Below are 5,510 nucleotides of genomic sequence, written 5' to 3'. Positions count from 1 at the left end.
GCCATCGCCGTCGGCCGGGCAGCGCTGGCGGACGAGGAATGGCGCCGCGCGGCGGCCGATTGGACCGCGAGCACGGCGGCCCGGCTCGATGCCCTGATGACCGGCGCCGGCTTTTCGGTCGAGGGCGGCTGCCGGCTGTTCCGCCTCTATGCCTGCAAGGACGCGGCGGCCTGGTTCGAGCGTCTGGCCCGGGCCGGCATCCTGACCCGGCCCTTTGCCTGGCGCCCCGATATCCTCCGCCTCGGCCTGCTGGCCGGGGACGCCGATTTCGACCGGCTGGCGGCGGCGCTGTCATGACCGCGCCCCCCGTCTTCGATGCCGCCTTCCGCGCCCAGTTCGAGACCCTGCTGCGCTGGCGCCGCGATGTCCGCCGCTTCCGCGCCGAGCCGCTGGCGGAGGGGTTGCTCGACGAATTGCTGCTGCTCGGCGATCTCGCGCCCTCGGTCGGCAACAGCCAGCCCTGGCGCTTCGTCACCGTGGACGAGCCGGCGCGGCGCGCCGCGGTGATCGCCAATTTCGAGCGGGCGAACGCGGAAGCCCTCGCCGACTACGCCGGGGAACGGGCAGCGCTCTATGCAAGGCTGAAACTCTCGGGCCTGCGCGAGGCGCCGGTCCATCTCGCCGTCTTCGCCGATCTTCATCCCCAGCAGGGGGCCGGCCTCGGCCGGCGCACCATGCCCGAAACCATCGAGCATTCGGCGACCACGGCGGTCCATACCCTGTGGCTCGCGGCGCGGGCCCATGGCGTCGGCCTCGGCTGGGTGTCGATTCTCGATCCCGACACGATCAACGCCGATCTCGACTGCCCGGCCGACTGGCATCTGATCGCCTATCTCTGCATCGGCTATCCGGTCGAGGAGCATGAGGACGCGGAACTGGCCCGCCTCGGCTGGCAGGCCCGCAGCCCCCTGTCGGAGCGTCTGTTCCGCCGCTGATCCCGCAGGGGCAGCAACAGGATTGACATCGACCGCCGATCACGCTTCAACTGCGCCTGCTTTGGCGGTTCCTTCGGGATGAAAAGGGAACACGGAAGGCACCTGTCGGTGCTCCACCGTGGCTGTCCCCGCAACTGTGAGCGGCGAGCCTCGCATCAGAGGTCACTGGCGTTACTGCCGGGAAGACGATGCGACGGCCATAACCCGCGAGCCAGGAGACCTGCCGCCAAGGGCATCACTCAACCAGGGGCCGGGAGAGCTTTTGGTGCGGAAAACCGCTGCGGTGATGCGTCTTGGACGTTGTCGCGGCGGGTCGGCCGCTCCCTTCGAAGGGAGCCCCCGCGTGGCATCGTCCGTTTCTGGACGAGCCGGGAAACCGGCACCGTGGGGTTGGGCATGATCTGCATTCGCAAGACGTTACTTCTTTCCGTTTCCGTTTTCGCCCTTGGGCTTGGCGCGGCCCATGCCGAAGAGGCCGAAGCCTTGCCCGAAGTTTCGGTGACCGCCAACCGGGGCGAGGCGACGCCGCTGACCGAGGTCGGCAGCGCGGTCTCCATCATCACGGCCGAGGAGATCGAGGCGAAACAGATCCGCGTCGTCTCGGACGCGCTGCGTCTCATTCCCGGCGTCGCGGTCAGCCGGCACGGCAGTTTCGGCAATCAGACCACGGTTCGCCTGCGCGGTTCGGAAAGCAACCAGACCCTGGTGCTGATCGACGGCGTCGCCGTGAACAATCCGGCTTCCAGTTCCGAATTCGATTTCGGCCATCTGATGGCCCAGGATATCGAGCGGATCGAAGTGCTGCGCGGGCCGCAGAGCGCGCTCTACGGCTCCGACGCGGTGGGCGGCGTGATCAATATCGTCACCAAGAAGGGCGAGCCGGGCTCGGGTGTGACCATCAGCGCCGAGGGTGGCAGCATGAACACCTACGCTTCCTCGGTCTCGGCTCATGCGGCGGGCGATGGTTTCAGCATCCGCGCCGGGGCCTCGGGCTTTTCCACCACCGGCACCTCCTCGGCCTCGAAATGGCGCGGCAACAGCGAGGAGGACGGTTTCCGCAGCCTCTCGTCCTTCGTCAACGCCAGCTACGATCCGTCCAAGCTCTATGGCTTCGATGTCGTGTTCCGCAACACGGATTACCGCAGCGAATACGACGACACGCCGCCACCCTTCTACACGCTGGCCGACTGGCCCTCGGTCGCCGATGGCACCGAGACCTTCGCCCGGGGCCAGGCCCGGCTCGCCCTGCTCGACGGCCGCTGGACCCAACGTCTCGGCGTCAGCCATTTCCGCAATGATGTCGATTACACCGCGCCCGGCCTGTGGCCGGATTCGACACTGTGGGGCGAGACGACGAAATACGATTATCAGAGCAACCTGAGCTTCGATACCGGCAGCGATCTTTCCCACACCGTCACCGCCGCCATCGAATATCAGCACGACGAGATCGACAGCTACGTCCAGCAGGATATGGCCCAGACCTCCTATGTCGCGCAGTATCAGCTCGCCCTGTTCGACGCGCTGTCGCTGACGGGTGCGCTGCGCCGCGATGCCAACGACAAGTTCGAGGACGCGACGACCTACCGCCTGACCGCGGCCTATGATATCGCGGCGACCGGCACCAAGCTGCGCACGTCCTATGGCACCGGGGTGAAGAACCCGACCATCAACGAGCTTTACGGTTACGGCGGCAGTTACATCGGCAATCCGAACCTGCAGCCGGAAAAGGCCAAGGGCTGGGATGTCGGCCTCGACCAGATGCTGTTCGGCGACCGCCTGAGCTTCGGCCTGACCTATTTCGACCAGCGCATCAGCAACGAGATCACCACGGTCTATCTCTATGACCCGTTCACCGGCATCTTCCTGGGCAGCACGCCCCAGAACGATCCCGCGACCTCGCGCCATCGCGGCATCGAGGTCGAGGCGACCTTGGAGCCGGTGAAGAACCTCAGCCTGCGCGCCGCCTATACCTATACCCATTCCCACGACGCCAACCGTGCCGCGCCCGAAATCCTGCAGCCGGTGCATCAGGGCAGTTTCGACATCGGTTACCGCTTCCTCGACGAGAAGGCGCAGGTGAACCTCGGCATCGTCGTCAACAGCGACACGACCGATATCGACTATGCGACCTATACGACCCAGAACCTCGGCAGCTATACGCTGGTGAACCTCGCCGGGTCCTACGATGTGCTCGACAATGTGCAGCTCTACGCGCGGGTCGAGAATCTGGGCGATGCGCAATACGAGGAAGCCTGGAATTACGGCAGCACCGGCCGCGCCGCCTATGCCGGCGTGAAGGCGGATTTCTGAGGTCGTGATGAGGCGTCCCCTTCCTTCATTCCCGTCATTCCGGCGAAGGCCGGAATCTCGTCGGGGAAGGGGCGTCTTCGGCTTGCCTCTCGCCGCCGTCCTGCTGTTCTGTGCGCCGGCTGGCGCCGCGCCCGCCCGCATCGCTTCGATGAATCTCTGCACCGACGAGCTGGTGTTGCAGCTCGCCGATCTCGACCGGGTGGTGTCCGTCTCCTATCTCTCGCGCGATCCCGGCGGCTCCAATGTCGCCGCGCTCGCCGAACAGGTTCCGGTGAACCATGGTCTTGCCGAGGAAATCCTGGCGGCGCGGCCCGATATCGTCTTCGCCGGCATCTATACCTCGCAGGCGACGGTCGCCCTGCTCAAGCAGGCGGGCATGCGGGTCGTCGCCTTCGACGCGCCGGTGAGTTTCGAGGCGGTGACGGCGCAGATCCGCGAGGTCGCCGAACTCGTCGGCCGGCCGGAGCGGGGCGAAGCCATGATCGCCGACATGGACCGGCGCCTCGCCGTCCTACAGCCGGCGCCCCGGCCCCTGCGCGCGCTGGTGCTGCGGCCGAACGGCTTTACCGTGGGCGGCGGCTCCCTGGTCGATACCTTGATCCGGCGGGCCGGGCTCGCCAATCTGGGGGCCGATCCCGCCCTCTCGACCTATCGCGAAATGCCCCTCGAAGCCCTGGTGCTGGCGAAGCCCGATCTCGTCATCCTCGACGAGGAGGAAGTGCCGGCCCCCGCCCTTGCCTATGACGTGCTGCGTCATCCGGTGCTGCGCCACATGCCGTACCGGATAACGGTGACGGGCCTGCCGTCGCGCCTGTGGACCTGCGCCGGCCCGGCCATCGTCGACGCGGTGGCGGCCCTCGCCCGTGCCGGCGGGCAGATCGAAGGCACGCCATGACCCGGTTACGCGAGCCGCCCTATGCCCTGCTGGCGGGCCTGCTCGCCCTCGCCATGCTGGCGCTGATGGCGGTGTCTGTCGCCATCGGCTATGCCCCCTTCGATCTGTCGGCCGCCGTCGACGATGTAATCGCCGGGCGGGAGACGCTGCCGGCGGTGATCCTGACCGAGCTTCGCCTGCCCCGCGCCCTCATGGGCGCGATGACCGGTTTCACCCTTGGTCTTGCCGGGGCGGCCATGCAGGGCTTGCTGCGCAATCCGCTGGCGGAGCCGGGGGTGATCGGCGTCTCCAGCGCCGCCGCGCTCGGCGCCGTGCTCGTGTTCTATTCCGGGCTTGCGGGCAGTTTCGGCCTCGCGCTGCCGCTGGGCGGCATCGCCGGGGCGCTGGTCGCGACCGTGCTGCTCTATGTCCTCGTCGGTCGGGGGGCAGGGACCACCACCCTCGTCCTCGCCGGGGTCGCGGTTTCCGCCTTCGCCGGGGCCTTGACCGCGCTCGCCCTCAATCTCTCGCCCAATCCCTATGCCGTCGTGGAGATTACCTTCTGGCTGATGGGCTCCCTGACTGACCGCAGCATGGACCATGTCGTGCTGGCGCTGCCCCTGATGGCGGCGGGCTGGGCCTTGCTGCTGTCGTCCGGGCGGGCGCTGGACGGGCTGTCGCTGGGCGACGACACGGCGGCCAGCATGGGCTTCGACCTGCCGCGCCTGCGCCTGAAGCTGGTCGCCGGGGCCGCGCTCTCGGTCGGGGCGGCGGTGGCGGTGACCGGGGCCATCGGTTTCGTCGGCCTCGTCGTGCCCCATGTGCTGCGGCCCTTCGTCGGCCATCGGCCGGGGCGGCTGTTGCTGGTCTCCGGCCTTGGCGGCGCGGTCCTGCTGCTCGCGGCGGATATCGGCGTTCGCCTCATCGGCATCCAGCCCGAGCTGAAATTGGGGGTGGTGACCGCCGTCGTCGGCGCGCCCTTCCTGTTCTCCCTCATCTACCGTCTGCGGCGGGAGGGGGCGTGATGCGGATCGAAGCCAGGGGCCTGAGCTGCCGGGTGGGCGATACCCTGCTGCTGCGCGATGTCGACCTTGCCTTCGGGGCCGGCGAAATGGTCGGGCTGATCGGGCCGAATGGCGCCGGCAAGACCACGCTGCTGCGCCATCTGGCCGGTCTCGCGGTGCCGGCGGCGGGCAGCGTCACCTATGACGGGCAGAGCCTGCGCGGCCTCGGCCGGGCCAGGCTCGCCCGCCGCCTCGCCTATCTTGCCCAGGATGCCGAGGCGCAATGGCCGATCCGGGTCGACCAACTGGTCCGTCTCGGCCGGCTGCCGCATCGAAGGCCGCTGGCGGGCGAATCGGCGGCGGACCGGGCCGCGGTCGCCCGCGCCC

5 protein-coding genes, 1 pseudogene and 1 riboswitch are annotated in these 5,510 nt (G+C 68.3%); all 6 genes and pseudogenes read left to right on the top strand.

Annotated elements, in window-relative coordinates; all coding sequences use genetic code 11:
• A pseudogene (locus WAZ62_RS02760) lies at positions 1-297 on the top strand (threonine-phosphate decarboxylase); the annotation flags it as partial.
• Entirely contained in the window at positions 294-935 is a 642-nt protein-coding gene (gene bluB / locus WAZ62_RS02755) for a 5,6-dimethylbenzimidazole synthase (protein WP_422642006.1), read from the top strand. The pseudogene WAZ62_RS02760 and the gene bluB, both read left to right, overlap by 4 nt.
• Before the next feature lie 48 nt (positions 936-983).
• Positions 984-1,177, top strand: a riboswitch (cobalamin riboswitch).
• Between the two features lie 154 nt (positions 1,178-1,331).
• Complete coding sequence (locus tag WAZ62_RS02750) at positions 1,332-3,245, top strand: TonB-dependent receptor plug domain-containing protein (RefSeq protein WP_422642005.1); 1,914 nt, start codon at positions 1,332-1,334, stop codon at positions 3,243-3,245.
• 82 nt (positions 3,246-3,327) lie between these two features.
• A complete protein-coding gene (locus WAZ62_RS02745) occupies positions 3,328-4,140 on the top strand; it encodes an ABC transporter substrate-binding protein (RefSeq protein WP_422642004.1) in 813 nt (270 codons plus the stop codon).
• A complete protein-coding gene (locus WAZ62_RS02740) occupies positions 4,137-5,144 on the top strand; it encodes a FecCD family ABC transporter permease (RefSeq protein WP_422642003.1) in 1,008 nt (335 codons plus the stop codon). Before WAZ62_RS02745 ends, WAZ62_RS02740 begins: the two co-directional genes overlap by 4 nt.
• The coding region (locus tag WAZ62_RS02735) for an ATP-binding cassette domain-containing protein (protein ID WP_422642002.1) at positions 5,144-5,510 on the top strand (367 nt) is incomplete at its 3' end. The genes WAZ62_RS02740 and WAZ62_RS02735, both read left to right, overlap by 1 nt.

It is taken from the genome of Zavarzinia sp. (genome assembly GCF_049306435.1).
Taxonomy (GTDB): Bacteria; Pseudomonadota; Alphaproteobacteria; order Zavarziniales; family Zavarziniaceae; genus Zavarzinia.
This window is presented reverse-complemented; position numbering and strand designations above follow the sequence as displayed.

Excerpts from the sequence above, each read along its gene's own strand:
- bluB (WP_422642006.1), top strand. The coding sequence starts at position 294 with ATGACCGCGCCCCCCGTCTTCGATGCCGCCTTCCGCGCCCAGTTCGAG.
- WAZ62_RS02750 (WP_422642005.1), top strand. The coding sequence starts at position 1,332 with ATGATCTGCATTCGCAAGACGTTACTTCTTTCCGTTTCCGTTTTCGCC.
- WAZ62_RS02740 (WP_422642003.1), top strand. The coding sequence starts at position 4,137 with ATGACCCGGTTACGCGAGCCGCCCTATGCCCTGCTGGCGGGCCTGCTC.